The 26,248-nt window shown below is 71.4% G+C and carries 21 protein-coding genes; 12 read left to right on the top strand and 9 right to left on the bottom strand.

Annotated features, from left to right (window positions below):
* Positions 1-10: 10 nt before the first annotated feature.
* Together VIS07_04215 and VIS07_04210 are read right to left on the bottom strand one after the other, a co-directional pair.
* Positions 11-1,324: an amidohydrolase family protein gene (locus VIS07_04215; GenBank protein HEY8514703.1), complete on the bottom strand. Its 1,314-nt coding sequence runs from the start codon at positions 1,322-1,324 to the stop codon at positions 11-13.
* A gap of 29 nt (positions 1,325-1,353) precedes the next feature.
* On the bottom strand, positions 1,354-2,514 hold the full coding sequence (locus tag VIS07_04210) for an amidohydrolase family protein (protein ID HEY8514702.1): 1,161 nt from the start codon (positions 2,512-2,514) through the stop codon (positions 1,354-1,356).
* 151 nt (positions 2,515-2,665) lie between these two features.
* On the opposite strand from VIS07_04210, the gene VIS07_04205 reads away from it, so the two are divergent.
* A complete protein-coding gene (locus tag VIS07_04205; GenBank protein ID HEY8514701.1) occupies positions 2,666-4,951 on the top strand; it encodes a CocE/NonD family hydrolase in 2,286 nt (761 codons plus the stop codon).
* 3 nt (positions 4,952-4,954) lie between these two features.
* Here VIS07_04205 and VIS07_04200 read toward each other — a convergent pair whose 3' ends face one another.
* From VIS07_04200 to VIS07_04190, 3 genes are all read right to left on the bottom strand, one after another.
* Positions 4,955-5,152: a hypothetical protein gene (locus tag VIS07_04200; GenBank protein ID HEY8514700.1), complete on the bottom strand. Its 198-nt coding sequence runs from the start codon at positions 5,150-5,152 to the stop codon at positions 4,955-4,957.
* 242 nt (positions 5,153-5,394) lie between these two features.
* Positions 5,395-7,758 (bottom strand): polyphosphate kinase 1, encoded by a 2,364-nt coding sequence (gene ppk1 / locus VIS07_04195; GenBank protein HEY8514699.1) that lies wholly within the window; start codon positions 7,756-7,758, stop codon positions 5,395-5,397.
* A gap of 178 nt (positions 7,759-7,936) precedes the next feature.
* Positions 7,937-8,833, bottom strand: coding sequence for a GGDEF domain-containing protein (locus VIS07_04190; protein ID HEY8514698.1), 897 nt, complete (start codon positions 8,831-8,833; stop codon positions 7,937-7,939).
* 181 nt (positions 8,834-9,014) lie between these two features.
* Between VIS07_04190 and VIS07_04185 the strand changes: the two genes are divergently transcribed.
* Positions 9,015-10,283, top strand: a complete 1,269-nt coding sequence (locus VIS07_04185) for an APC family permease (GenBank protein ID HEY8514697.1) — start codon at positions 9,015-9,017, stop codon at positions 10,281-10,283.
* Here VIS07_04185 and VIS07_04180 read toward each other — a convergent pair.
* On the bottom strand, positions 10,253-12,535 hold the full coding sequence (locus VIS07_04180; GenBank protein HEY8514696.1) for a hypothetical protein: 2,283 nt from the start codon (positions 12,533-12,535) through the stop codon (positions 10,253-10,255). The two genes, VIS07_04185 and VIS07_04180, sit on opposite strands and share 31 nt — an antisense overlap.
* 172 nt (positions 12,536-12,707) lie before the next feature.
* Between VIS07_04180 and VIS07_04175 the strand changes: the two genes are divergently transcribed.
* The gene (locus VIS07_04175) at positions 12,708-14,144 is read left to right on the top strand and encodes a sulfatase (GenBank protein ID HEY8514695.1); all 1,437 of its coding nucleotides are present in this window, start codon (positions 12,708-12,710) and stop codon (positions 14,142-14,144) included.
* A 31-nt stretch (positions 14,145-14,175) separates the two neighbouring features.
* On the opposite strand, the gene VIS07_04170 is transcribed toward VIS07_04175, so the two are convergent.
* Positions 14,176-16,269, bottom strand: coding sequence for a lytic transglycosylase domain-containing protein (locus tag VIS07_04170; GenBank protein ID HEY8514694.1), 2,094 nt, complete (start codon positions 16,267-16,269; stop codon positions 14,176-14,178).
* Positions 16,270-16,336: 67 nt separating this feature from the next.
* Between VIS07_04170 and VIS07_04165 the strand changes: the two genes are divergently transcribed.
* On the top strand, positions 16,337-16,639 hold the full coding sequence (locus VIS07_04165) for a hypothetical protein (GenBank protein ID HEY8514693.1): 303 nt from the start codon (positions 16,337-16,339) through the stop codon (positions 16,637-16,639).
* A 141-nt stretch (positions 16,640-16,780) separates the two neighbouring features.
* Here VIS07_04165 and pdxH read toward each other — a convergent pair whose 3' ends face one another.
* Both pdxH and VIS07_04155 read right to left on the bottom strand, forming a co-directional pair.
* Positions 16,781-17,356 carry a pyridoxamine 5'-phosphate oxidase gene (gene pdxH, locus VIS07_04160; protein HEY8514692.1) on the bottom strand — a complete coding sequence of 192 codons (576 nt, stop codon included), beginning with the start codon at positions 17,354-17,356 and terminating at the stop codon, positions 16,781-16,783.
* A gap of 79 nt (positions 17,357-17,435) precedes the next feature.
* Positions 17,436-17,852: an NUDIX domain-containing protein gene (locus VIS07_04155; protein HEY8514691.1), complete on the bottom strand. Its 417-nt coding sequence runs from the start codon at positions 17,850-17,852 to the stop codon at positions 17,436-17,438.
* Between the two features lie 290 nt (positions 17,853-18,142).
* Here VIS07_04155 and VIS07_04150 point away from each other — a divergent pair, with 290 nt between their 5' ends.
* From VIS07_04150 to otsB, 8 genes are all read left to right on the top strand, one after another.
* A complete protein-coding gene (locus tag VIS07_04150) occupies positions 18,143-18,631 on the top strand; it encodes a hypothetical protein (GenBank protein ID HEY8514690.1) in 489 nt (162 codons plus the stop codon).
* A 6-nt stretch (positions 18,632-18,637) separates the two neighbouring features.
* Positions 18,638-20,056 (top strand): Si-specific NAD(P)(+) transhydrogenase, encoded by a 1,419-nt coding sequence (gene sthA, locus VIS07_04145; GenBank protein ID HEY8514689.1) that lies wholly within the window; start codon positions 18,638-18,640, stop codon positions 20,054-20,056.
* A gap of 36 nt (positions 20,057-20,092) precedes the next feature.
* Positions 20,093-21,793, top strand: coding sequence for a UUP1 family membrane protein (locus VIS07_04140; protein ID HEY8514688.1), 1,701 nt, complete (start codon positions 20,093-20,095; stop codon positions 21,791-21,793).
* The gene (locus VIS07_04135) at positions 21,790-22,752 is read left to right on the top strand and encodes an alpha-L-glutamate ligase-like protein (protein HEY8514687.1); all 963 of its coding nucleotides are present in this window, start codon (positions 21,790-21,792) and stop codon (positions 22,750-22,752) included. The genes VIS07_04140 and VIS07_04135 overlap by 4 nt, the downstream gene beginning before the upstream one ends.
* Positions 22,749-24,035, top strand: a complete 1,287-nt coding sequence (locus tag VIS07_04130) for a hypothetical protein (protein ID HEY8514686.1) — start codon at positions 22,749-22,751, stop codon at positions 24,033-24,035. The genes VIS07_04135 and VIS07_04130 overlap by 4 nt, the downstream gene beginning before the upstream one ends.
* Positions 24,036-24,133: 98 nt before the next feature.
* Positions 24,134-24,418 (top strand): DUF427 domain-containing protein, encoded by a 285-nt coding sequence (locus VIS07_04125; GenBank protein HEY8514685.1) that lies wholly within the window; start codon positions 24,134-24,136, stop codon positions 24,416-24,418.
* 53 nt (positions 24,419-24,471) lie between these two features.
* Complete coding sequence (locus tag VIS07_04120) at positions 24,472-25,347, top strand: glycerophosphodiester phosphodiesterase family protein (protein HEY8514684.1); 876 nt, start codon at positions 24,472-24,474, stop codon at positions 25,345-25,347.
* Positions 25,344-26,168, top strand: a complete 825-nt coding sequence (gene otsB / locus VIS07_04115; GenBank protein ID HEY8514683.1) for a trehalose-phosphatase — start codon at positions 25,344-25,346, stop codon at positions 26,166-26,168. Before VIS07_04120 ends, otsB begins: the two co-directional genes overlap by 4 nt.
* Positions 26,169-26,248: the final 80 nt, after the last annotated feature.

The following is a 26,248-nucleotide window of genomic DNA, read 5'->3' as shown; positions in this document are numbered from 1 at the left end:
CGTCCCGACGCTAGGCCTCGACCGGCACCGCGAACGCGCCCGCGAGCTGCTGCATCACGTCGGCCGTCGTGACCGGTCGCGACGGATCGGTCGCGGGCGGCTTGCCGCCGCGGACGCTGCGGACCGACAGATCGACGTCCGGCGACTCGGCGCGCAGCGCGCCAGCCGTGCACTTCTCCTTCGGCCGGTACTTGAAGGCGTCGAGGCGGAAGATGCGCAGCGCGTTCTCGTGCGTGATCTTGTTCACCTCGTCGTCCGGCACGCCCTCGAGGCTCTTCATCAGGATCTCCGGCGAGCGCGGCCACGTGGTGTCCGAGTGCGGGTAGTCGCACTCCCAGGTGATGGTGTCGATGCCGACGGCGTGTCTGTTCTTGACGCCGATCGGGTCGTCGATGAAGCAGGTCACCATGTGCTCGCGCCACACCTGGCTCGGCTTCTTGCCGCCGAAGTCCTGGTGCGTCCACGCGTGGTGGTGCTCGTGCACGTAGTCGGCGCGCTCGAGGAAGTACGGGATCCAGCCGATGCCGCCCTCGGAGAGCGCGATGCGCAGCTTCGGGTAGGTCTTCAGGACGCGCGACCACAGCACGTCCGCCGCGAAGTCGACGATCTTCATCGGCGTCGTCGTGATCATCACGTCGACCGGCGCCTCCATCGAGTTGAACTGCATGCCGGCGCCCGAGCCGATGTGCACGCACAGCACCGTGCCTTCGTCGCACAGCGCCTCCCACAACGGGTCCCAGTGCTCGGAGTGGAAGCTCGGCAGCTTCAGACGCTCGGGGTTCTCGGTGAAGCTGAGCGCGTGACAGCCCTTCTTCGCGACGCGCCGCACCTCCTCCGCCATCAGCGTCGGATCCCACATGATGGGCAGCGCCATCGGGATGAAGCGGCCGGGGTACGATCCGCACCACTCGTCGATGTGCCAGTCGTTGTACGCCTGGATCATGACGCGAGCGAGGTTCTTGTCGGCGAGCTCCGCGAACTTCATGCCGGTGAAGCCCGGGAACGAGGGGAAGCACAGCGACGCGAGCACGCCGTTCGCGTTCATGTCGCGGATGCGCTCGTGCACGTCGTAGCAGCCGGGGCGGAGCTGATCGTACGACGTCGGCTCCATGCCGTACTCCTCCGGCGGACGTCCGACGACGGCGTTGAGCGCGATGTTCGGCACCTGCTGGCCGTTGAACCACCAGACGTCGCTGCCGTCCTTCTTGCGAACCACGCGCGGCGCCTTGTCCTTGTACTGCACGGGCAGGTGCTGCTCGAACATGTCCGGCGGCTCGACGACGTGATCGTCGACGCTCACCAGGATCAGGTCTTCCGCTCGCATGGCGTTTCCTCCGCTCCCTCGAACCTATCTCAGGACGCCGGGACGTCGTAGAGCCGGCTCCAGTTGTCCCACAGGATCTTGCGCTGCGAGGATTCCGACAGCGGCAGCTTCAGGAAGGTCTCGACCGCGTGCGGGTACTTGGAATCGGCGTGCGGGTAGTCGGTCGAGAACACCAGGTTGTCGTCGCCGAAGCGCTCGATGTATTGCTTGACGGGCTCCTCGTCGGCCTCGACCGACAGCCAGCAGTTGCGCAGGAAGTACTCCGACGGCTTCATGCGCAGCTCCGGCGCCTCCGTCTTGCCGAGCCACTCCCAGTGCTCGTCGAGACGGTAGAACAGCCACGGCGCCCACGAGCAGTTACCCTCGAGCAGCGCGACCCGCAGCCGCGGGAAGCGCTCGAGCACGCCGCCCGCCGTCAGGCTCACGGCGGCCGCCATGACCCCGAGCGGCTGGCTGAAGGTGTGCCACATCATCAGCTTGTCGAAGATCTCGAGCGAGAAGTCGGGCTTCAGGTGGTTCTGGCCGCCGCCGTGGAAGGCGACCGCGACGCCGAGCGCCTCGCACTCGGCCCACAGCGGGTCGTACGCCGGGTGGTGCCAGGGACGGCGGCCGACCGCGCCGGGGGAGAGGAAGATCGCCTTGAAGCCGAGCTTCTCGACCGCGCGCCGGGTCTCCGCGACCGCCGCCGGCACGTCGTGCGGCGCGATCATCGCCGCGCCGTAGGCGCGTCCCGGCAGCTCGCGCAGGAAGTCGTGGAGCCAGTCGTTGTAGGCGCGCGCGATGGCCGCGGCGAGCGGCCCCTCGAGGCCGTCCGGACCCATCATCTCGGGGCTGTCGAGCCCGAGCACGAAGAGCCCGCGCGTCGGGAACAGCACCGCGCGATCGACGCCCTCCGTGTCCATCGCCTCGCGCTGCGAGGTCGGATCCCAGCCACGCTTCTCGGCCGCGGCGTAGGCGTCGTCGTGCTCGGCCTTCCAGGCCCCGGCGCCGCCCTCGACGGCGAGCGGCCGCACCGCGCCGAGCCGCAGCAGGACGTGCGACTTCACCTTGACCCGCATGTCGCGCCGCAGCTCGGTGAGGCCGATCGGCGCCGCGTGCCGCCAGGCGGGGTCGATGTAGCGCTGCCACAGGTCGGGCGGCTCGAAAACGTGCATGTCGCTGTCGGCGACGAGCAGGCCGTTCTTCGTCACGCGGTCCACTCCGTGATACAGGGCTCGGTCGGGCGCTCGCTTGAGTCCCTTATCAGGGATCGTGCGCGCGCTGCCAGCGTCTTTCCCGCGTTGACAAGCGTCGACGCAACGCCTTACGTTTGGCGCCTTTTTCGGCAAGGAGCCTTTCTCGATGACACAGCGATCCCTCCTGCACCTGCGCCATCTGCGGACCCTCGCCCTGGTCGCCGTGCTGGCGCTGCACCAGCTCGCCATCACCGGCTGCGGCGACTCGAGCAGCTCGGCCGGGCCGATCCCGACCCCGACCCCGGCGCCGACGCCGCCGGGCAGCATCCCAGCGACCTACACGGCGCGCGGCAGCGTCGAGCAGGCGTACGTGGTCGACGCCGAGCCCGGCATGGAGCTGCGGCTCGTCGACGGCTCGGGTGCGGTGGTCGCGACCGGCACCGCGGACGCGCAGGGCTCGCTGATCTTCCGCGACGTCCCGGCGGGTCCGGGCTACCGCGTGACCGCGTCGGTCGGCGGCCAGACGATGGTGAGCGAGCCGTTCTCCATCACCACGCCCGAGGAGGTCCCCGACCCGTCCTTCTACAGCTCGCAGATGGTGGGCCCGGGCTACCAGTACATCGAGACGCGCGACGGGACGCTGCTCGCGATCAACGTGCTCCTGCCGGGACCGATCGACGGCGGGCCGTACCCGACGCTCATCGAGTACTCCGGCTACTCGCCGGCCGATCCCGACACCCCGCAGCCGAGCAGCCTGATCGCGTACGCGCTCGGCTACGCCGTGGTCGGCGTCAACATGCGCGGCACCGGCTGCTCGGGCGGCGCGTTCCAGTTCTTCGAGACGCTGCAGTCGACCGACGGCTACGACGTCGTCGAGATCATCGCGTCGCAGCCGTGGGTCGCGCACGGCAAGGTCGGCATGATCGGGATCTCGTACCCGGGCATCAGCCAGCTCTTCGTCTCGCGGCTCCAGCCGCCGGGGCTCGCCGCGATCGCGCCGCTGTCGGTGATCTCCGACACCGGGCGCGGCGTGCTCTACCCGGGCGGCATCCTGAACAACGGCTTCGCGACGTCGTGGGCCGAGGAGCGTCAGCGTGAAGCGCGTCCGGGCGGTCAGCGCTGGGCGCAGCGCCGCATGGACGAGGGCGACGAGATCTGCATCGCGAACCAGCGGCTGCGCGATCAGTCCCCCGACATCATCCAGATGATCGAGGACAACTCGTTCTACCATCCGGAGGTCGCCGACCCGGTGACGCCGGCGCTGTTCGTCGACCGCATCGAGGTGCCGGTGTTCCTCGCCGGCGCCTGGCAGGACGAGCAGACCGGCTCCTACTTCGCGAACATGCTCGACCGCTTCGGCAGCGACAAGGTGTTCATCACGATCACCAACGGCGGACACACCGAGCCGCTCGCGCCGTTCATCTTCTCCCGCTGGATGGAGTTCCTCGACCTCTACGTCGCGCGCCGCGTGCCGCAGCGCTCGCCGGCGCTGCCGGTGATCCTCGACGCGATCAACGACTCGGTCTTCCGCGCCGAGGGCGAGCTCGAGCTCGAGCCCGACCGCTTCGCCGGCGTGTCGAGCTACGAGGAGGCGCTGGCGCTGTTCGAGAGCGAGCCGCGCGTGCGCATCGTGTTCGACAACGGCGCCGGCGGCGACGAGCCGGGCGCGCCGGTTCCGCAGTTCGAGGCGAAGTTCGACGCCTGGCCGATCCCGGAGCTCGTGCCGACCGCGTGGTACTTCGACGAGGGCGGTCGCCTGGTGTCCGAGCCGCCCGCGCAGGAAGGCACCGACTCGTGGATCTACGATCCGTCGTCGTCGCAGCGCACGTCGCTGCGCACGCCGGGCACCGAGTGGACCACGCTCCCCGACTGGCACTGGCAGCCGCTGCCGGACGGCCGCGCGCTCGCGTACGCGACCGAGCCGCTCGAGGAGGACGTCCTCATGGCGGGCTCGGGCAGCATCGATCTGTGGTTGACGTCGACCGCCATCGACACCGACGTGCAGGTGACGCTGAGCGAGATCCGCCCCGACGGCTTCGAGACCTACGTGCAGAGCGGCTGGCTGCGGGCGAGCCGTCGCGTCGAGTCGCCGGAGTCGACCGAGCTGCGGCCGGTGCACACGCACCGCGAGGAGGACGAGGCGCCGCTCGTGCCGGGCGAGTTCGTGCTCGCGCGCGTCGAGCTCTTCCCCTTCGCGCACGCCTTCCGCGCCGGATCGCGCATCCGCATCTCGATCAGCGCGCCGGGCGGCGACCGCGCGCTCTGGAAGTTCCGCGCGCTGCCCGCAGAAGGCGAGGTGATCAACACGATCGCGCGCGGCGGCGCGATGCCCTCGCGCGTGGTGCTGCCGGTGCTGCCCGGCCTCGAGGCGATCGGGCCGCTGCCGCAGTGTCCGTCGCTGCGGGCGCAGCCCTGCCGGCCGTACGAGGAGGTCAGCAACACGCCTGGCTGACGCTCAAGCGCGCGACAACGACACGTCGCGCAGGCGCACGCGCTCGCTACGGCGCGTGCGCCTGCGCGGCACCTGCCCCTGCCCACTCCGCCACACGATCCGCGGACCACGCGCCGCGGCGACCGCGAACGCGATCACCACGACCGAGAGCGCGAACAGCGCGAGCAGCGCCCAGACCGCGGGCGCGAGCTGCTCGGTCATGTCGAGTACCATCATAAAATTCACCCCGAACGCCGGAGGCGCGACGGCCGCGATGCGCGCGTCGCGTCCGGCGTCGACGCGACGCACAGCAAGGGTCGTGCCCCGGGAAGAGCGTCAAGCGGCGCGGTCGCTTTTCGGCGCGCGCGCCCGTTGCTCTGCCGGCGCAGCGAGCAGCACTGCTCGCGGCCCGAGCGCATGCCCGGGTCGTAGCCGTCCGCGATGAACCGCGAACGGCGTCGCCGTTACCGCAGGATGAAGATGTCCTGCGTCGAATCGGCGGCGGCGAGGCGGCGCGCGATGCCCTTGGGCTTGCGCTTCTTGAGCCGCGTCGCCTCGCGCTGACGGCGCTCCGCGCGCTCGATGAGCAGCTCGTGCGAGCCGAGCTCCTTGCCCGGCTTGCGCCGCTGCTTGTACGTCCCGTCCGGCAGCATCTCCCACGCGTTGCGCTGATCGTTGAGATGCAGATCGAGAATGGCGCGCAGCTCCTTCTGCAGACGCGGGTCCTCGACCGGAGCGAGCACCTCGACGCGGCTCTCGAGGTTGCGCTTCATCGCGTCGGCGGAGCCGATGTAGTACTCCGGCGCGCCTCCGTTGCGGAAGTAGAAGATCCGCGAGTGCTCGAGGAAGCGTCCGACGATGCTGATCACCCGGACGTTGTCGCTCACGCCCGGGATGCCGGGCCGCAGCCGGCAGGTGTCGCGCACGATCAGGTCGACCTTCACGCCCGCCTGCGACGCCAGGTAGAGCGCGCGCGTGATGTCGACGTCCTCGAGCGCGTTCATCTTGAGCTGGATCAGCCCCTGCTGACCGGCCGCCTGGTGCGCGATCTCGCGCTGGATCCTCTCGAGCAGTCCTTGCTTGACGCCGGTCGGGGCGACGAGGAGCTTCTTGTAGCTCCGCCGCGGCTTGTAGCCCGTCGTCAAGTAGTTGAAGAGCTCGGTCAGGTCCTGGCCGATCTCGTCGTTGCAGGTGAGGAGGCCCAGGTCGGAATAGATGCGCGCGGTGCCGGCGTGGTAGTTGCCGGTGCCGATGTGGCTGTAGCGCCGCAGCCCGTCGTAGTCTTGACGCACGACCAGGATCACCTTGCAGTGCGTCTTCAGCCCGACGACGCCGTAGGTGACGTGGATGCCGACCTCCTCGAGCCGGTTCGCCCACTGGATGTTGGCGCCCTCGTCGAAGCGCGCCTTGAGCTCGACCACCACCGCGACCTGCTTGCCGTTCGACGCCGCGTTGATCAGGTGCTCGATGACCTGCGACTCCGACGACGTGCGGTAGAGCGTCATTTTGATCGCGCGCACCTTCGGGTCCTCGCTCGCCTCGGCGAGGAAGCGCTCGACCGACGAGGTGAACGACTCGTAGGGGTGCTGCAGCAGGATCGAGCCCGCGTCGCGGATGACGTGGAAGATGTTGCGCCCGCGCGTCAGCTCGGGGTTGTCGATCGGGTGGTGCTTGGGGTCGCGCAGCGCCGGCACGTCGAGCGTCGCGAGCTCCATCATGTCGCCGAGCCCGAGCCGACCCGAGCGCTCGACGACGTCGCCCTCCTCCTGCAGACCGAGCTCCGCGGCGAGCATGCCGCGGTGCATGCGCGACATCCCCTTGCCCACCTCGAGGCGCACGATGGGCGCGAACTTGCGGTCGCGCAGCTCGTTCTCGATCAGCTCGACGAGGTCGTCCGCGTCCTCCTCGTCGCGCTCGGTGTTGGCGTTGCGCGTCACGCGGAAGAGCTCGGTGGAGACGACCTCCATGCCCGGGAACAGCAGGTCGAGGTTGTCCGCCATGACGTCCTCGAGCGTGACGAAGACGTCGCGGTCGCCGACCCGCACGAGCCGCGGGATGCCGGCGCCGACCGGCACCTTGACCCGCGCGAGCGAGATCTGCGGGTCCTTCGGGTAGCGCACCGTCACCAGCAGGTTGAGCGACAGGTTCGAGACGAACGGGAACGGGTGCGCGGGGTCCATCGCCTGCGGCGTGACCAGCGGGTAGACGTTCTTGACGTACCACTCGCGCAGCTGCGCGCGGTCCTTGTCGTCGAGCTTGTGGACGTGGGTCAGGACGATGCCGTGCTGGCGCAGCTTGTGGATCAGCTCGACGAACAGCTCCTGGCGCCGCTCGTCGAGCGCCGCGACCACCTTCAGGCAGTCGTGGATCTGCTGCTGCGGCGTGCGTCCGTCGACGGTCGGCTCGCGCACGCCCGCGGCGACCTGCTGCTTCAGGCCGCCGATGCGCTTCATGAAGAACTCGTCGAGGTTCGAGCTGACGATGGCGAGGAACTTGACGCGCTCGAGCAGCGGCACGCGCTTGTCCTCCGCCTCGTGCAGCACCCGCCAGTTGAACTCGAGCCAGGTGAGCTCGCGGTTGAGGTAGAGCTCGGGCGGGAAGTCGGGCAGCGGCGGCGCCTTCTCCTTCCCCTTCGCGTCCTTGTGGCCCTTCGCGCCCGCGGCGATCGCCGCGACCGCCTTGCGCGGCGTGACGCGGACGCGCTTGCGGACGGTCTTGCTCAGCTCGCGGACGATGCCCTGCTCGTCGTTGCGCTTGGCGCGCGCTGCGGCGCCGCTCGCGGACGCCGGCTCCGCCGCCGACCGCCCGCTGTCCACCTCTTCGACCATGCTCATTCCGGGTGCTGCGTGCATCGTAGCCCACGTCCGGACGCGATGCCGGCCGAGCCCCCACGCACGCGAGACCGTGACGCGAGCGGATTACCACGCCGCTTGCGGTATGGACAGCGGACTCTCTGCGCGAGTGCTTTAGCGCCGCGCGACGCGACGCGGCGGACGTAGACGACGCTCAGATGCTGACGCGGTCGCGCCCCGCCGCCTTGGCGCGGTACAGCGCCTCGTCGGCGACGCGCGTCAGGCGCTCCGGGGTGGTCGCGTCCTCGGGCACGGCGGCGACGCCGATGCTGATCGTCGGCCGCAGCTCGGTGTCCCCGAAGACGAACTTCTGCGCGGCGAGCGCGCTGCGGATGCGCTCGCCTTGCGCGACGCCCGCCGCGCGGTCGTGGTCGGGGAACGCCGCCATGAACTCGTCGCCGCCGAAGCGCGCGACGAGCCCCGTGTTGCCGATCAGATCGCCGAGCATGTGCCCGACCGTCGAGATGGTCATCGCGCCCGCCTGGTGGCCGTGCGTGTCGTTGATCTTCTTCAGACCATCGAGGTCCATCATCAGCAGCGCGAGCGGGCGGCGACCGCGCGTGCAAGCGTCGAACGCAGCGTGGAAGCGCTCGCGGAAGACGCGCAGCACGACGAGCCCGGTCAGCTCGTCGATGTTCATCAGGCGGTCCACCTCGTGGTGGAACTCGCTCTCGATCTCGTCGTGGAAGGTGAACTTGAGCACCGTGTCGCCGAGCAGGAGCTTGTCGCCCTCGGCGAGGTCGGCGCTCTCGATCGGCTTGCCGTTGAGACGCGTGCCGTTGGTCGAGCCGACGTCGCGCACGACCCACGTGTCGCGCTCGGCGTCGTACACGATCTCGCAGTGCCGGCTGCTGACCTTGGAGTCGCCGCGGATGATCAGCGTCGACACGGTGTCGCGACGCCCGAGGACGAAGCGGTTCTCGTTCAGCAGGTAGCGACGTCCGAGCTGCGCGCCGCGCAGGACGACGAGGACCGGCAGGCGGTGGCTCTCGGCCTCCTGCCAGCCCGGCACCGTGGCGAGCACGGTCCGGTCGTCGTCGTCGATCGTCATCGGCCGGCGGATTGTCGTGCTCCGAGCAGCGCCCTGTCAAACGCGGCCCGATCGCACCTCGCGCGCCGCTCGACCGTCGGCCGAACCCGTGTGATGCCCGCCTCGCGCGCGCGCCGCATCCCTTGACCGCTCGGCGCACCGCGTGGCAACGCGCAGCGTGCCCGAAAGCAACCCGCCCGCATTGAAGCGCGTTCTCGGCCCGGCCGCGCTCACGCTCTACGCGGTCGGCGACATCCTCGGCGCCGGCATCTACGCGCTGGTCGGCAAGGTCGCTGGCGAAGCAGGAACGGCGGCGTGGCTGTCGTTCGGCGTCGCCGCCCTGCTCGCCGTGCTGACCGGCTTCACCTACGCCGAGCTCAGCTCACGCTTTCCGGTCGCGGCGGGCGCCGCAGCATACTGCAAGCGCGCGTTCGCCCACCCGGCGATCGCATTCGTCGTCGGCATGCTCGTGCTCGCGAGCGGCATCACCTCGGCGGCGACGGTGTCGCTCGCCTTCTCCGGCTACCTCGCGCCGTTCGTCACCGTGCCGCCGCTCCTCGGCAGCGTCGTGCTGCTCGGCCTGATGACCTTCATCAGCTACCGCGGCATGGAGACGTCCTCGAACGTCAACATCGTGCTGACGATCGCCGAGGTGTCGGGTCTCCTCCTGGTGCTGGCGGTGGGCTTCTGGTTCGCGAGCGGGCTCGAGGCGAGCGTCAAGCTCGAGCGCATCCTGCCCGACGCGAGCGTCGCCGCGGTGCTCGGCGGCGCGACGGTCGCGTTCTACTCGTACATCGGCTTCGAGGACACGGCGAACGTCGCCGAGGAGGTGCGCGATCCGCGGCGCGTCATGCCGCGCGCGATCCTCGGCGCGATCGGCGCCTCGTGCTTGATCTACGTCGGCGTGACGGTGGCGGCGCTGCTGACGCTGCCCGCCGACGTGCTCGCGCGCTCCGAGGCGCCGCTGCTCGACGTGCTGCGCGCGGCGGGCTTCGAGCCGCCCGGCGGCGCGTTCTCGGTGGTCGCGCTGCTCGCGATCTGCAACACCGGGCTGCTGAACCTGATCATGGCGTCGCGCCTCGGCTACGGCATGGCGAACGAGGGCCTGCTGCCGTCGGCGCTCGCGCGCGTCCACCCGGTGCGGGCGACGCCGTGGGTCGCGGTGCTGGTCGCGTTCGCGCTCGCGCTGGGGCTCGCGGTCTCGGGCGGCGTGCAGGTGCTCGCGCAGACGACGAGCCTGCTGCTGGTCACGGTGTTCGCCGTGCTGCACGTCGGACTGCTGCGCCTGAAGCGCAGCGCGCCGGTCGACGATCCGGAGATCTTCACCGCGCCCGCGTGGACGCCGGTCGCGGGGCTCGTGCTGTGCGTCGTGCTCGGCGTGCGCTTCCCGCTTGCGGCGTACGCGCGGATGGCCGGCGTGCTCGTGCTCGCGGCGCTGCTCTACTTCGTGCTCGCGCCGCGGCGTGCTTGACGCGCGCGCCGCAGCTTGGACACGCCCTTCGCTTTCGCCGCCTTCGCCTCCGTCTTCTGGTCCGCGTCCGGAGGCGCGCGATCGACGCGGACGCGGCGCGTGAGCGGCTCGTTTCCCGGCGCGGTGAAGCGCGCGCCGCCCCACTGCCGGACGCGGACCGTCAAGTCGTACTCGCCGGGGGTCTCGGGGGCGCGAAGCCAGCGGGCGACCTTCACCGTCGCTCCCGGCTCGACGTCGAGGGGCAGCGCGTACGCTCGGGTCGCAACGGGGACGCCCTTGCGGTCGCCGCCGGCGGGCCACCACTCGGAGACCAGGCCGACGAGGTGCGTGCCGCGATCGTCGCCGCGCGGCGCGCTCACGGGCCACGCCGCCAGGCCACGATTGGCGACCTCGAGCCTCGCGGGAATGGCCCTGCCGGCAAAGACCGGCGACGGGACGTCGCCCGTCACGCGCGCGACCGCCGCCTCCTCCGAAATCGGCGCGAGCGGCGTTCCGAGCAGCGTCTGCCCGGGGCGCTCGCCCGCCGCGAGCGCGCGGTACCACTTCCCGTGCCGCGGTTTGGTCTTGACGCGAAGCAGAGCCCAGCCGTCGGCGACCTTGACGCGCTCGAACGACGGCGACTTGAGGATCTGGCGGCGCTGCGCCCGCATCCTCTCCGGCCAGCGCTCCTTCGGCTGCAGGAGGACCCAGCTCACGTGCGTCATGTCGACCAGGTTCTGCAGCGCGTTCTCGTCGGGCAGATCCTGCGCCTGGCGGAGCACCAGCTTGCGGTGCGACGACGGATAGCCGGTGAAGCCGGCGACGAGCGGCAGCCAGTGGCGCGTGCTGCCCAGCATCGACTCGACCTCGGTGCCGAGCACGCCGCCGCGCGCGTCGGCGAGCGGATCGACGATGGGAAGCTCGAGCAGCGGTCCCCGTCCGCGGATGCGGGTGATGCGGTCCACCTCGTCGTAGATCGGATCCGTCTGGCCGCTGAACTCGGCGATGCCGGTCCCGGAAAGACGCACCGCTCCCGTCGCGAGCACGACGACGCCGAGCGCGAGCGCGGCGAGACGGCCGACGCGCCGACCGAGCCGCGCGGCGATCGCTTGCAGCAACGCGGCGCAGAGCAGCGCGACGCCGAATCCGACGACCACCGCGAAGCGGAACGGGTAGCGGAAGAACTTGAGCGGGGAGGCCGCGATCAGCGCAAACGGCGTCGGGATTGCGACGCCGTCGAGCGTCAAGTAGGCGCCGACCGCAGTCGCCTGCGCGAGCACGGTGAGGACGAGCCCGCGCAGCGCGCACGTCCGTGCCGCGACGTCGCGCACGAGCAAGCCGACCAAGCCGACGCCCGCCAGGACGAGCGCGAGCCTGCCGCTCGACTGGATCGCCCGGCTCGCGAACGTCCCGAGCATGAGCTCTCGCGTCCGGTTGTAGGGCGCGATGCCATCCGCCACCTCCGCCTCGGCTCGAGCCAGGTACGGCAGCGACACCAGCACGACGACGAGCGCCACCGCGGCCGCCGTGACCACGGCGAGCACGACGAAGCGCGCGCGCCGCTCGCCGGGCCGCGCCACCTCGAACGAGAACCAGAGGAGAGCGACGACGGCGGCAAACACCGCCATGTAGTACGAGCTCAGCGCGGCGGCCCCGAGCGCGAGAGCGAGGAGCAGCGCATGACGAGCGTCCGGAGCGCCGCGCAGCCGGGTCACGGCGAGCGCCACCCAGGGCAGGAAGAGGTTCGTGTACTGCAGGAGGTGGAGGTGCCCCGGCAGGCGGTACGGGCCGAGCGCGAACACGAGCCCGACGACGGAAGCGACGGAGAAGCCGCAGCCCAGCGCGAGCAGCAGCCGCTGCATCGCGAGCGCCGCCAGCGGATAGGTCAGGAAGACCGTCAAGTTGGCGGCGAGCAGCGCGTTGTCCGTCAGCGCGTAGAGCGGCGCGAACAGGATCTGCGCGCTCGCGAGGTGCTCGCTGCCGGTGAGCTGCGCCGGTGCGGGGTGATTGATGTTCGCATCGAAGACGCTCGTCGGATCCGTCGCGAGCGCGTGCGCCACCCACGCCAGGATCCACACCACGAGGCGCTCGTCGGCCGCGTTGCCGATGTAGCCTTGCGGCGCGCCGCGGTGCGCGTTCAGCAGCCACGGCGCCGCGAAGACGGCGAACAGCGCCGTGTAGACGAGAAAGGACCAGACCGCGCTCGAGAGCCCGACGCCGCGCGCTCCGCGTGTCGCTTCCGGCTCGCGCGACGGCGCCGCGTCAGCGGTCACGATCGTTCGAGAGGGTTGCACGGATGACGGCCGAGCCTCGACGAGATGGACGGTCGTGGTGCGTCGCTCCGGCTCGCAAGCTTCGACGCACGGACGCTTGTGCGCCGCGAACGGTCGCGCCTAGTATCGAATGCTTGTGCCACGGGCGAGCATTTCTTGCCTGATGCCCACGATGAGCGATCGGCAGGGAACGAACACGCGCAAGGTGCTGCTGGGCATCGCGGGCGCGATCGGGCTCGTCGGCGCGCTGCTGCTCGTCGTGTCATCGTGGAGGCGCGCCCCGCGCCAGCCGAACGTGCTGCTGGTCTCGATCGACTCTCTGCGCCACGACCATCTCGGGTGCTACGGCTACGAGCGCGACACAAGCCCCACGATCGACACGCTCGCGCGTGAGGGCGCGCTCTTTCGTCAGGCGATCGCGCCGTCGTCGTGGACCCTGCCGTCGCACGTCACGCTGCTCACCGCGAAGCCGCCCGAGCAGCACGGCGTCGTTCGCGCGAACACGCGTCTCGCCGCAGGCACGCCGACGCTGGCGCGCGCGCTGCACGACGCCGGCTACCGAACGGCGGCGTTCGTCGCCGCGCCGTTCCTGCGCTCGCTCTACGGCTACGCCGACGGCTTCGAGGTCTACGACGAGCGGCTCGCCGCGAAGGGCAACCTCGACTCGCACCGCGGCGTCACCTCGCCGACGCTGGTCGAGGCGGTGAACGGCTGGATCCGCCGCTGGCACGACGAGAGCGCGGACCGGCCGTTCTTCGTCTTCCTGCACATGTGGGACGTGCACTACGACTTCGACCCGCCGCCGCCCTACGACGCGATGTTCGACCCCGGCTACCGCGGCAGCGTCAACGGGCGGAACTTCGAGCTCGGGAACCAGGTGCACCGCGACATGGACCCGCGCGATCTCCAGCACGTGATCGCGCTCTACGACGGCGAGATCCGCTACACCGACGAGCACCTCGGCCGGGTCCTCGAGGAGCTGCGCGAACTCGGCGTGCTCGACGACACGCTGGTGATCGTCACCAGCGACCACGGCGAGGAGTTCTTCGAGCACGGCCAGAAGGGACACGGCAAGGCGCTCTACGACGAGACGATCCGCATCCCGCTCGTGATGCGCTACCCGCGCGGGATCGCCGCGGGCACGGTGGTCGACGAGCAGGTCCGCTTGATGGACGTCGCGCCGACCATCCTGGGCTTCACCGGGGTTGCGGCGCCGCCGGGCTTCGGCGCCGGCGACGTCGAGCACCGCGAGCGCGACCTGCGCGCGTGGCTCGCGCCGTCGACGGCGCAGACGGAGCTGCCGGAGCTGATCGCGTTCAGCGAGCTCAGCCTGCGCGGCCGTCCGCTCTACTCGGCGCGCACGCCGCAGCTCAAGACGATCGCGATCGGACGCCAGCGCGTCGCGCACGCGCGCTACGACCTCGCGGCCGATCCCGGCGAGACGCGGAACCTGGTCGGCGCTTCGCCGGTGCCGGAGGGACTCGCGCGCCTCGAGCAGGCGCACGCGGCGTGGCACGCGCACTGGCGCGACCAGGCGATGCTCGCCAAGCCCGTGCAGCTCGACGAGGAGCACGCCGGGCGCCTGCGCGCGCTCGGCTACATCGACTGACCCGGCGCGCGCACGCGACGCGTGCGGGGCGTCACTCCGTGAAGCACTCGACGACGCCCCGCACGTCGCCCGTCTTCATCCGCTGGTACTGCGCGAAGAACTCCCGATCGACGCGCCGCTCGCGCTGCGAGCGTCCCTTCTGGCGGTAGCGGGTGAGCTGGCTCGGCCCGCCGTTGTACGCGGCGTAGGTCGCGCGCGCGAGCGCGTCCGGACCGCCGCCCTTGCGGTCCTCGCCGCGCGCGACCGCGTAGTCGAGGAAGTAGCGCGTCAAGATCTCGCCGCCGGCGCGCGCGTTGTAGCCGATGTCGCGGCGCAGACCCTGCACGTCGTAGAAGCCACGCCACACGCTGACGTTCACCTGCATGATGCCGATCGACCCGACCGGCGAGGTGAGCGGCACGAGCTTGCCGTTGCGCTTGACGAACTGCCGCCAGCAGCTCTCCTTCCACGCCGTCGCCGGCACCAGCGCGCGGAACACCTCCTCGTGCTCCGTCGGGACGTGGTGCTTCTCGATCAGGCCGTCGGTCACGCTCTGCAGCAGGCGGTAGGCGAGCGGCACGTACTCCTCGATGTCCTTGCGCGTCGGCGCCCAGGAGTTGAGGCGGCGCAGCAGCTCGCGATCCGGCGGCTCGGCGGCCCACGCCGTCGAGCCGAAGCCGAACCACCAGCTCGTCGGCTCGACCTCGGGGTTCTCCTCCGGCGGCGCGATCGGCGGACCGAAGCCGAAGAGCTCGCGGAGCTGCGGGTCGACCTCCATGCCGTACGTCAGCGGGTCCTCGATCGTGGTCGGCGCGACCAGACGCGCGAAGCGACGCAGACCGTCGGCGGAGATCTCGATGCCGTAGTCCGGACCGAGCTGGTCGAGCGCCTGCAGCGCGTCGCCGGCGGAGACGAACGCCAGGTAGCGCAGCGCCTCGTCCGCCGGCAGGCGGTCGCTCACCTGACGCAGCACGGGCGCGAGCCGCGTCCACGTGCGGAGGAACATCGGCCGCACCGGATCCTGCTGCGCGGGCTCGGGGTTGGCGAGCGCGTCGAGCAGCGCGTAGCGCTCGTCGAGCAGGATCTCGAGCAGCGTCTTGCGCAGCTCGACCGCCTTGGCGTCGCGTCCGGTGACCTTGATCACGAAGGTGAGGAACGCGTCCCACTGCTGCAGCGCCGTCTGCCAGCGCAGCAGCTCCTCCGGGGTGAGCGGCGGCTCGGGCTCGGGCGGCGGCGACGCGTCGGGCGCCTGCGCCACGGCGTCGGGCGTCGCGCCCGCGTCGGGCGCCGCGGTCTCGGGCGACACATCCTCGGGTGACGCGCTCGCCGCGTCCGCCGTCGCCTCGTCCGTGGACGACTCTTCCGCGGGGGACTCGTCCGCAGGTGCCTCGTCCGCAGGCGACGCTGGCGCCGCAGCCGGCGTCGGCGTCGCCGGAGCGGCGCTCGCGTCGGGCGCGAGCGCGACCTGCGTCGGCCGCGGCGGCTCGGGGACCTCGATGCGCACCCGCACCTCGACCGTCCCCGGCCGCACCGCGACCCCCGCGAGCGACAGCGAGGCGAGCGCCCGATCGACGGTGTCGCCGCGCGCGGAGACGCCGAACGCCGGCAGCAGCGCGCGCAGCTCGTCGACCGGCCGCTGCAGGTCGATGCGCGTCTCGAGGCGCGGCTGGACGTGGTCCTTCACCCAGCTCCACACCGTCGACGACACCGTCGCCGGCTCGCCGTCGCGATCGAGCAGCCGCGAGTCGACCACGACGAAGCGGACGATCGGCGCGCGCGGATGGAGACGCGGCTCCTCGATCAGCTCGACGAGACCGTTCCACGAGATCGGCAGCAGGCAGCGCTCGCCCGCCGCGACGCCGATCCGCGCCTCGGCGGCGGTGCGCACGCGCAGCACGCCGTCTTCGGCGAGCACGGTCGGATCGAACAGCACGAGCGAGTTGCAGCCGGAGCCGTCGTCGAACACGCGCGCGGTGTTGCCGGAGTCGGTGTACACGTTGCGCACGAGCTCGCTCGTGAGGAAGCGCTCGTCGAGCTTGATGGGAAAGCTCACCTCGCGCGCGTCCACGCTCGCGACGCTCGCGACGACGACGCCGAGCACGAGCGCGCTCACGTGCGTCGCGCGGCGCCGGCGGCGTTTCCACATGCAATCCTTCATGGTATCGCTCGCACGCGGGCGCAAGACGAAGCAGTCGGCGCCGGAGAGGAAATCTATGGCTCCACGCGGAGCGAGCAAGAAGAAAACGTCAAGCACCAAGTCGACCGTGGCGAAGAAGAGCGCCACGTCGAATCGCAAGAGCACCCAAGCGCGCGGCGGTGCGCGCACGACGAGCGAGCTCAAGCCGAAGAAGAAGGGCCTCGTCGCGACCGCCAAGGGCACCAAGCCGGCGAAGCCGGCCAAGAAGAGCACGGGCAAGAGCCCGAGCTCGAGCGTCAGCAGCTTCGTGCAGAAGGCGCAGTCGTACCTGCCGACGATCCCGGGCGTGAGCCGCTGGATCAGCAAGACGGTCGGCTGACGCGGACGCTGCCTGCTGCTTCGCGCAGCGAGACGCGACCAGCGAGGCGCGCGCGGCGAGGACGTCGCGCGCCGTCTCTGCCGAGGCTCGCGGCGCGCATCCGAAGCAGATGAGACGCGTCCGCGAACGGCGCGACCGCCGCTACGGCTCGAGCAGCGTCGCGCGCCAGCCGCGCCCCGTGCGGCGGAAGAGCTGGCGGTGGTGCAGCCGGTCGTCCTTGTGCGTCCAGAACTCGATCGCGTCCGGCTCGATGCGGAAGCCGCGCCACTCGGCGGGACGCGGCACGTCGCGCCCCTCGTAGCGGCGCGCGAGCGCGCTGCGCCGCGCGACGAGCAGCGCGCGGCTCGCGAGCGCCCGGCTCTGGTACGAGGTCGCGCCGGAGAGCTGGCTGCCGCGCGGGCGCGTCACCCAGTAGGCGTCGGCCTCGGCGTCGCCGAGCTCGACCACCTTGCCCTCGATCCGCACCTGGCGTCCGAGCGCGTTCCAGTAGAACGTCGCGGCGGCGCGCGGGTTCGAGCGCAGCTCGCGTCCCTTGCGGCTGCGCGCGTCGGTGAAGAAGACGAAGCCGCGCGGGTCGACCTGCTTGAGCAGCACGAAGCGCAGCGACGGCACGCCGTTGCGGGTGGAGGTCGCGAGGGCCATCGCTTCCGGCTGCGGGGCGCCGGCGCGCTCCGCCTCGCGGAACCAGCGCCGGAAGCGAACGATCGGGTCGGTCATGGCGCGGCGCAGTGTAGCTTCGCCCGCGGACGGCGCCAGCGCCGCGACGCCGGCCGCGTCGCGACGCCAACCGCCGGCGTCAAGCATCCTCGAGGGCGCGTGCGCGGTCGATGAACGGCGCCTGGTCGGGGTGCAGGAGCGCGCGCGCCTGGTCGGCGGGGTGGAACTCGGCGCGGTCGATCTCCCAGTCGGCGGGCTCGAGGACGGTCGCGGTCGGCGGCTCGAGGGGTTCGGCGAGAAAGGCGATCACCCGCTTGCGCGACCGGGTATACGAGATCTCGCCGAGCGGCGCGAGGATGCGGCACGCGAGACCGGTCTCTTCCTTCGTCTCGCGGAGCGCCGTCTCCTCCGGCGTCTCGCCCGCCTCGACCAGCCCCTTCGGGATCGAGTACGGCGCGCGGCGGTTGTAGCCGCCGCTCGGGTGCACGACGAGGTAGCGCCACTCGCCGTCGAAGCGGGCGCGCACGAGGCAGCCTGCGGCGACCGGAACCGGCACGGAGCGAGACGACAACGACGTGGCAACGGTGTCAAACTCCCGTTCGCGGGTGGCGCGTCCTCGCGCAGCCGCCATGGCGTCGCGCGACGCGTGCGTGCACGGCCACTAGCAAGGCTCGCGGCACGAGGCTTGCAATCGGCCGCGCGCCATGTCGATCGATGACGACCGGCCAAACGTCCTTGCGACCTCGGCCGATGGTTGACATCGAGACGGCGCTCTCCCAGAGCGCACCGGAAGGAGCGCCACGCGTCGGCATGCGCGGTGCGCGGAAGCGAGAGGAGGTAGCTGCGATGGCGGACGCGAAGCGGCGAGCTGCGACCATCGCCGTCGGTCTGGTTGTCGGACTGTGCACGGCGCTCGTCGCCTGCTCGCACAAGAAGCAGGAGATCATGAACCTGCGCGAGTACGCGCCGTACCGCTTGCCCGGCAACGCGGTGATCACGGGCCAGGTGACGCACGTGCTGTCGACCGGCCAGACGCTCGTCGGCGCCGGGTGTCAGGTGGCGCTGCTCCCGGTCACCACCGAATCGACCGCGTACATGCAGAAGGTCATGGGTGGCAGCACCGACAACTGGTCGCCCGACCCCGAGGCGGTGTGGTGGCTCGAGGAGGCCGACGCGCAGGGCCGCTTCCGCTTCGAGGCGCTTCCGGCCGGGAGCTACTACTTGACATGCCCGGTGGCGTGGAAGGAACCTGACGGCCTCACGCGCGAGCGGATCCTCTGGGCGGAGACGACCGTCGGACCCGGTGACCACGTCGAGGTGACCGTCTCGAGGTGACGTGGGGTGAGCGTGCAGAGCCGGAACTTCGACCTCTGCGTCATCGGTAGCGGCCCAGCCGGGCAGAAAGCCGCCATCCAGGCGGCGAAGCTCGGCCGCTCGGTGTGCGTGGTCGAGCAGAGAGAGACGGTCGGCGGGGTCGCGATCCACACCGGGACGATCCCGTCGAAGGCGCTGCGCGAAGCGGTGCTGGCGATCCTCGCGGCGCGCCGTCACGCCGAGAACGTCGGCGCGACGCCCGACCGCACGCGCGAGCTGTCGCTGCTCGTCGAGTACTGCCAGCGCGTGATCCACGCCGAGACCGAGGTCGTGCGCCGGCAGCTCGCCGACAACGACATCGTGCTCGTGCACGGCCAGGCGTCGTTCACCGGCCCCGACACGATCGTCGTCGAGGGCGCGTACACCACCGAGACGATCCGCGCCGGCGCCTTCCTGCTCGCGCCCGGCACGACGCCGGCCCGCCCCTCGGACGTCCCCTTCGACGACGAGAAGGTCGTCACCACGGACGAGCTGCTGCGGCTCAGGTACCTGCCGTCGTCCTTGATCGTCGTCGGCGGCGGCGTGATCGGCACCGAGTACGCGTCGATGCTGTCGGCGCTCGGCGTGCACGTGACGCTGGTCGACAGCCGCGAGCGCCTGCTCGAGTTCGCCGACGGCGAGATCATCGAGGCGCTGCAGTACCACCTTCGCCAGGCCGGCATGACGCTGCGCCTCGGCGAGAAGGTGGTCGGCATCCGGCGCGTGCAGACCACGCCCACCGGACGGCCCGGCGAGTGCGTCGAGGCGACGCTCGCGAGCGGCAAGACGCTGCACGCCGACTGCCTGCTGTACTGCGGCGGCCGTCAGGGCGCGACCGAGGCGCTGCAGCTCGACCGGATCGGGCTCCGGGCGGACGAGCGCGGCCGCATCCAGGTCGACGCGCAGTTCCGCACCGCGGTGCCGAACGTCTACGCGTGCGGCGACGTGATCGGCTTCCCGGCGCTCGCCTCGGCGGCCATGGAGCAGGGTCGGCTCGCCGCGTGCCACATCTTCGGCGTGCCCACGGAGTCGGTCGAGGAGCTGCTGCCGTTCGGCATCTACTCGATCCCGGAGATCTCGATGGTCGGCCGCAACGAGGAGCAGCTCACCGCCGCCGCGGTGCCCTACGAGACCGGCATCGCGCACTACCGGGAAACGGCGCGCGGCCAGCTCCTGGGCGACGAGAGCGGCATGCTGAAGCTGCTCGTCCACCAGCAGACCGAGGCGATCCTCGGGGTGCACATCATCGGCACCGGGGCGACCGAGCTGGTGCACATCGGCCAGGCCGTGATGGGCCTCAAGGGCAGCGTCGAGTACTTCATCGACACGGTGTTCAACTACCCGACGCTCGCCGAGTGCTACAAAGTCGCCGCCTTCAACGCACGCAACAAGCTGCGCTGCGCTTGAGGATCCGATAGAAACCGGGGGCGCCCGAGCACCCCCATGAATCGCCGTGTCGCCGTCGCCGGCTCGCTGTTGATCGCCTTCGGGCTGGCCGTCTTCGCCTGGAAGGCGTTCGTCCTCGACCTGCCGCTCACGCCGACGCAGCCCGGCGGCCTCTGGCAGGTCGAGATGCAGATCACGGCGCGCGGCAACGGCGGCGAGGGCAGCATCCGCGCCGCCCTGCCCTCGTCCGGTCCGGGGCAGCGGGTGTTCGGCGAGCGCTGGACGAGCGACGGGCTGCGCTTCTCGATCCGCTCGGGCCCCGAGGGCCGCACCGGGATCTGGAGCGGTCGCATGAAGGGCGTGCACCGGATCGTCTACGAGTTCCGCGTCGACCTGTTCCCGGCGCCGGCGTCCGCGAACAGCGCGACCGCGTCCGGCGCCTCCAGCACGTCCGGCGCGTCCGGCAAGCCGGCGCGCCCCGGCGACAACGGCGCGGCGACCCTCGACAAGGAGGTCCGCGAGGCCGCGCTGCGCGCAACCACCGATCTTCCCGTCGGCGCCGACGAGATCCGCGCGCACCTCGCACAGCTCGACCTGCCGCCGCTCGAGGACACCGACGCCCGCGTGCGCGCGGTCTACTCCGCGGTCACGCACGAGATCGACACCGTCGACACGGCGAGCTCGGACGCGCTCCTGACGCTCGCCGAGCGCGAGGGCAACCCGCGCGGCAAGGAGCGGCTGCTCGTGACGCTGCTGCGCGCGAGCGGGGTTCCGGCGCGCATCGTGCAAGGTCTGCAGCTCGGCGCCGGCACGCCGCGGCCGCGCGTCTGGACCGAGGCGTGGCTCGGCGGACGCTGGGTGCCGATGTCGACCACCGCCGGCTTCTTCGGCGAGCTGCCGCCCGAGCTGCTGACGCTGCGCTCGGACGACCGCGACCTCGTCGAGGGCACCGGCCTCGCCGCGTCCGGCTACACGCTGACCGCACGCGAGGAGCAGCTCTCGCCCGAGGAGCTCGGCACGCTCATGGTGCCCCCGAGCCCCGGGCTCGCGCGCTTCTCGCTCTACCAGCTCTCGGTGCCGCAGCAGGCGGCGCTGCGTCTGCTCCTCCTGCTGCCGCTCGGCGCGCTCGCGGTGGCGCTGCTGCGCAACGTGGTCGGCATGCCGAGCTACGGCACCTTCATGCCGGTGCTGATCGCGCTCGCGCTGCGCGGCACCGGGCTCGCGCGCGGACTCGCGCTGGTCGCGATGGTGCTCGCCGTCGGGATCGTGACGCGCCTGCTGCTCGAGCGGCTGCGGCTGCTCGTCGTGCCGCGGCTCGCCCTGCTGCTCTGCGTGGTCGTGCTCGCCGTCGCCGGGCTCGCGCTCCTCGGCCACGGCCTGGAGCAGCGCGACCTGTACACGGGCATCCTGTTTCCAATCGTGATCTTGACGATGCTCATCGAGCGCTTCTCGATCACCATGGCGGAGGAAGGCATCGGGCAAGCGCTGTGGAAGGCCGGCTCGTCGACGCTGATGGCGATGGCGGTCTACCCGGTGTTCCGCAGCGCGACGGCGGAGCACCTGATGTTCAGCTTCCCGGAGCTGGTGTTCGTGGTGATGGGCCTGCTCGTCCTGATGGGCGGCTACACCGGCTACCGGCTCGCCGAGCTCGTGCGCTTCCGCTTGCTCGCCGCGCCGTCGTCGCTCGCGATCGGCGACGAGATCGCCGCGTCGCTGCCGCCGAGCGAGGAGCCGGAGCGCCGGGAGGTCGCGCGTTGATCGGCCTCGCTGCGGCGCTGCGCCGTGCCGGCGTGCTCGGCATCAACGGGCGCAACGTCAAGCTCATCCAGCGCACCAACCCGCGTCGCCTCTATCCGAAGGTCGACGACAAGCTCCTCACCAAGCGGATGTGCGCCGCGGCGGGCGTCCCGGTGCCGAGGCTGCTCGGAGCGATCGAGCACCACTTCGAGCTCGACCGGCTCGCCGAGATCGCGGCACGGCACGACTCGTTCGTCGTCAAGCCGGCGCGCGGCGCGATGGGCAACGGCATCATCGTGGTGGAAGGGCGCGACGGCGACATGCTGCTGCGCTCGGGCGGCCGCCGGGTGACGTTCGACGACGTCCGCTTCCACGCGGCCGAGATCCTGTCCGGGCTCTACGCGCTCGCCGGCCACCTCGACCGCGTGATCATCGAGGAGCGCCTCGAGGTGCACCCGATGCTCGCCAGCGCTGCGAGCGGCGGCGTTCCCGACGTGCGCGTGGTCGTCTACAGAGGCGTCCCCGTGATGTCGATGGTGCGCCTGCCGACGCGAGCGTCCGCGGGCCGCGCCAACCTGCACCAGGGAGCGGTCGGAGCGGGCATCGACCTCGACAGCGGACGCACGGTGCACGCGATCCACGGCGGACGTCCGGTCGAGCTGCACCCCGACACCGAGCGCCCGGTGGTCGGTCTCGCGATCCCCGACTTCGCGACCGTGCTGCGCATCGCGGTCGAGCTCGGCACCCTGACCGGCCTCGGCTACGTCGGCGTCGACGTGGTCGTCGATCCGCGCCGCGGACCGGTCGTGCTCGAAGCGAACGCGCGACCGGGTCTCGCGATCCAGCTCGCGAACCGCGCGGGCCTCGTCCCGCGTCTCGAAGCGATCGAGCGCTGCGTGCGCGCCGGCATGTCGGTCGAGGAGCGCGTCGCCCTCGGCATGCGGATCGCGCGCGAGGTGCGCGAGGAAGCGCTCGCGTGACGACCCGAAGAAGGTTCGTGCGCGGCGCCGTCGTGACGGCGCTCGGCCTCGCCGCCGACCCGCTCGCGCTCGTCCGCGCGCCGCGCGCGCACGCCGCGACCGCGAGCCCGGCGCCCTCCCCCGCTCCGACCTACGACCTGCGCTACGACGCGCGCATCGTGCCGACCGAGCGCGTCGCGCGCGTCACCATCGAGGTCGCGCGCAACAACGGGCTCCTCGACTTCTTACGGATGCGCATCGACCCGCAGCGGCAGTTCCGCTTCGAGGGCGACGGCACGATCGAGCTCGAGGACGAGCGCGTCACCTGGCGTCCGGCGAACGGCACGTCGCAGCTCCGCTACAGCGTGCGCCTCGACCACCTGCACGACTCGGTCGGCTACGACGCGCGCTGCACCGACAAGTGGGCGCTGTTCCGCGGCGAGGACCTGGTGCCGCCGATCAGCTCCGAGACGCGACCCGGCGCACGCTCGCTCGCGACGCTGCGTCTGCGCGTGCCGGTCGGCTGGGAGATCGAGACGCGCTTTCCGAAGCGCGACGACGGAACCTACTCCGTCGACCAGGCGCACCGCTTCCTCGACCGGCCGACGGGCTGGATCCTGGTCGGCAAGCTCGACGTGACGCGCGAGCGCATCGTCGGCACCGACGTCACGATCGCCGGACCCGCCGGACAGGGGCTGCGGCGCTTCGACATCCTCGCGATGCTGCGCTGGACGCTGCCGACGCTCGCGCAGATCGTCGGCAAGCTGCCGCCGCGCCTCCTGATCGTCGGCGCCAACGACCCGATGTGGCGCGGCGGGCTGTCGGGTCCGGAATCGCTGTTCCTGCACTCCGCGCTACCGCTGATCTCGTCCGACGGCACGAGCACGCTGCTGCACGAGGTCGTGCACGTCGCGACCAACGCGCGCTCGGTCGAGGACGGCGACTGGGTCGTCGAGGGCCTCGCCGAGTACTACGCGCTACAGCTCCTGCTGCGCTCGGGCACGATCAGCGAGGAGCGCTACCGGACGTCGCTCGCGCGGCTCGAGAAGCGCGGCCGCAAGGCGGAGAGGCTGCGGACCGCGCGCGCGAGCGGCGAGGTCACGGCGCGCGCGGTGGGCGTGCTCGCGCAGCTCGACGACGAGATCCGCGCGAACAGCGACGACCGCAAGAGCCTCGACGACGTCCTGCGCGCGCTCGCGAGCGAGCGCATCGAGCTCTCGACCGAGTCGTTTCGCGCGCTCGTCACCCAGGTCACGGGCGTTCCGCGCGACCGGCTGCCCGCGCTCAACCTGGCGAAAGCGTGACGCCGCGCGCAGGGCGAGCGGGTTTTCCCGTGTCCGCGCGCCGCGGCCCCTTGCCCTGCGAGGCCGAACGCGTTTCAGATCAGCGAGCAGGAGGAGACATGGCACGCGCATCGTGGAACGGCGCCGTGATCGCCGACAGCGAGGTCTTCGAGACCGTCGAGGGAAACGTCTACTTCCCGCCGGATCGGGTGCGACGCGAGCACCTGCGCGACAGCGCGACGACCAGCGTCTGCCCGTGGAAGGGCACCGCGCGCTACTACGACGTCGTGGTCGGAGACGACGTCAATCGCGACGCCGCCTGGTACTACCCGGACCCGAAGCCGGCGGCGAGCAACATCAAGGACCACGTCGCGTTCTGGCGCGGCGTCGAGGTGCAGCCCTGAGCCCCGCGGCCGTGCCGGGCGCCCGGCGTCCGCGCACCAGGCTCGCAGGGACCGTGCTCGCGCTGGCGGCGCTCGCCGTGCTCGCCGGCGGCTGCAGCGACTCCGACTCCCTCAGCGCCGGGATCGTGCGCGAGCGCATCGCGGCGCTCGCTCCCTCCGCCAACATCGGCCACCGCGGCACCGGCCACACGCGTCCGGGACATCCCTTCCCCGAGAACTCGATCTCGTCGTTCCTCGAAGCGATGCGCCAGGGCGCGGACGGCATCGAGCTCGACGTCGAGATCACCGCGGACGGCGGGCTGATCGTCATGCACGACGACACGCTCGACCGCACGACCACGTGCACCGGCTGCGTCAGCGCCTACACGCTCGACGAGGTGCGCGCCTGCCTGCTGCTCGACGGCGACGGCCAGCCGACCGACGAGCACCCGCCGACGCTCGCCGAGACCTACGCCGCGCTGCCGCCGAACGCGCTCGTCAACGTCGAGCTCAAAGTCTACGGCCGCGACTGCCTGACCCCGACCACCGGCGCCGAGGCGCTCGCGCAGGCCGCGGTCACGGAGGTGCGCGCGCTCGGCGTGCTCGACCGGAGCTTCTTCTCCTCGTTCGACGAGCACGCCGCCGCAGCGGTCAAGCAGATCGAGCCGACCGCGTACTCGGCGCTGCTGATCGACGTCGCGTCGAGCCTGAATCCCGCGGAGAAGATCGCGCTCGCGCTCGAGCTCGGCCTCGACGCGATCCACCCCTTCTTCATCATCGACCAGGAGTCGACCCAGAGCGCGCTCGCGGCCGGGCTGCAGGCGAACTTCTGGACCGTCAACACCCCCGAGGCGATGAACGAGAGCATCGACAAGGGCTCGACCGCGATCATCACGGACGAGCCCGCGATCCTGGTGGAGGTGCTCGCGGAGCGACGCGGCGCGAGATGACCACGGCGAAGAGCCGCACCACCGAGCTGCCCTCGGCGCTCGACGTCGTCGAGCCGCTGCTGGCCTCGGCGCGGCGCGTCCTGGTCTCGCTCGACTACGACGGCACGCTGACGCCGATCGTCGTGCGTCCGGAGATCGCGCTGCTCTCGCAGGACGTGCGTCACGTCGTGCGCGAGCTCGCCGAGCTCGTTCCGACCGCGATCGTCAGCGGGCGCGACCGAGAGGACGTCGCGCGCCTGGTCGCCGTGCCGGAGGCGTACTACGTCGGCAGCCACGGCTTCGACATCGTCGGGCCGGAGGGCAGCGACGTCTCGCTGCAGCTCGGCGAGCCCTACCTGCCCGCGCTCGACGCCGTCGAGGCGCTGCTGCGTCAGCGCAGCGCGGGGATCGAGGGCGCGCTCGTCGAGCGCAAGCGCTTCACGGTCGCGATGCACTACCGCATGGTCGCGCGCGACGAGGTGCCGCGGATCCACGCCCTCGTCGACGAGGTGCTCTCGGGCTTCCCCAACCTGCGTCGCGAGCCCGGCAAGGAAGTGATCGAGGTGCAGCCGAACGTCGCCTGGGACAAGGGCAAGGCGGTGCTCTGGCTGCTCGAGGCGCTCGGGCTCGAGGACGGCCTCGCGTTCCACGTCGGCGACGACATCACCGACGAGACGGTCTTCGCCGTGCTCGCGGAGCGCGGGGTCGGCATCTTCGTCGGCGAGGACGACCGCGAGACCGCGGCGCGCTTCCGCCTGCGCAACCCGGACGAGGTCAAGCAGCTGCTGCGGCAGATGGTCGTGCTGCTGCGCGCGCGCACGACGGGCCGCGCGCGCGCCTAGAGCGCGGCGGCTCGCGCGCAGCGGCGCGTTCGCCCGAGCAGCGGATTCGCGCGCAGCGTCTGCGGCCGAGCCATGCCGCC

It is taken from the genome of Candidatus Binatia bacterium, assembly GCA_036563615.1.
Lineage (GTDB): Bacteria > Desulfobacterota > Binatia > UBA12015 > UBA12015 > DATCMB01.
Note: the sequence above shows the minus strand (reverse complement) of the source record. Positions and strands in the feature narration are given on the sequence as shown.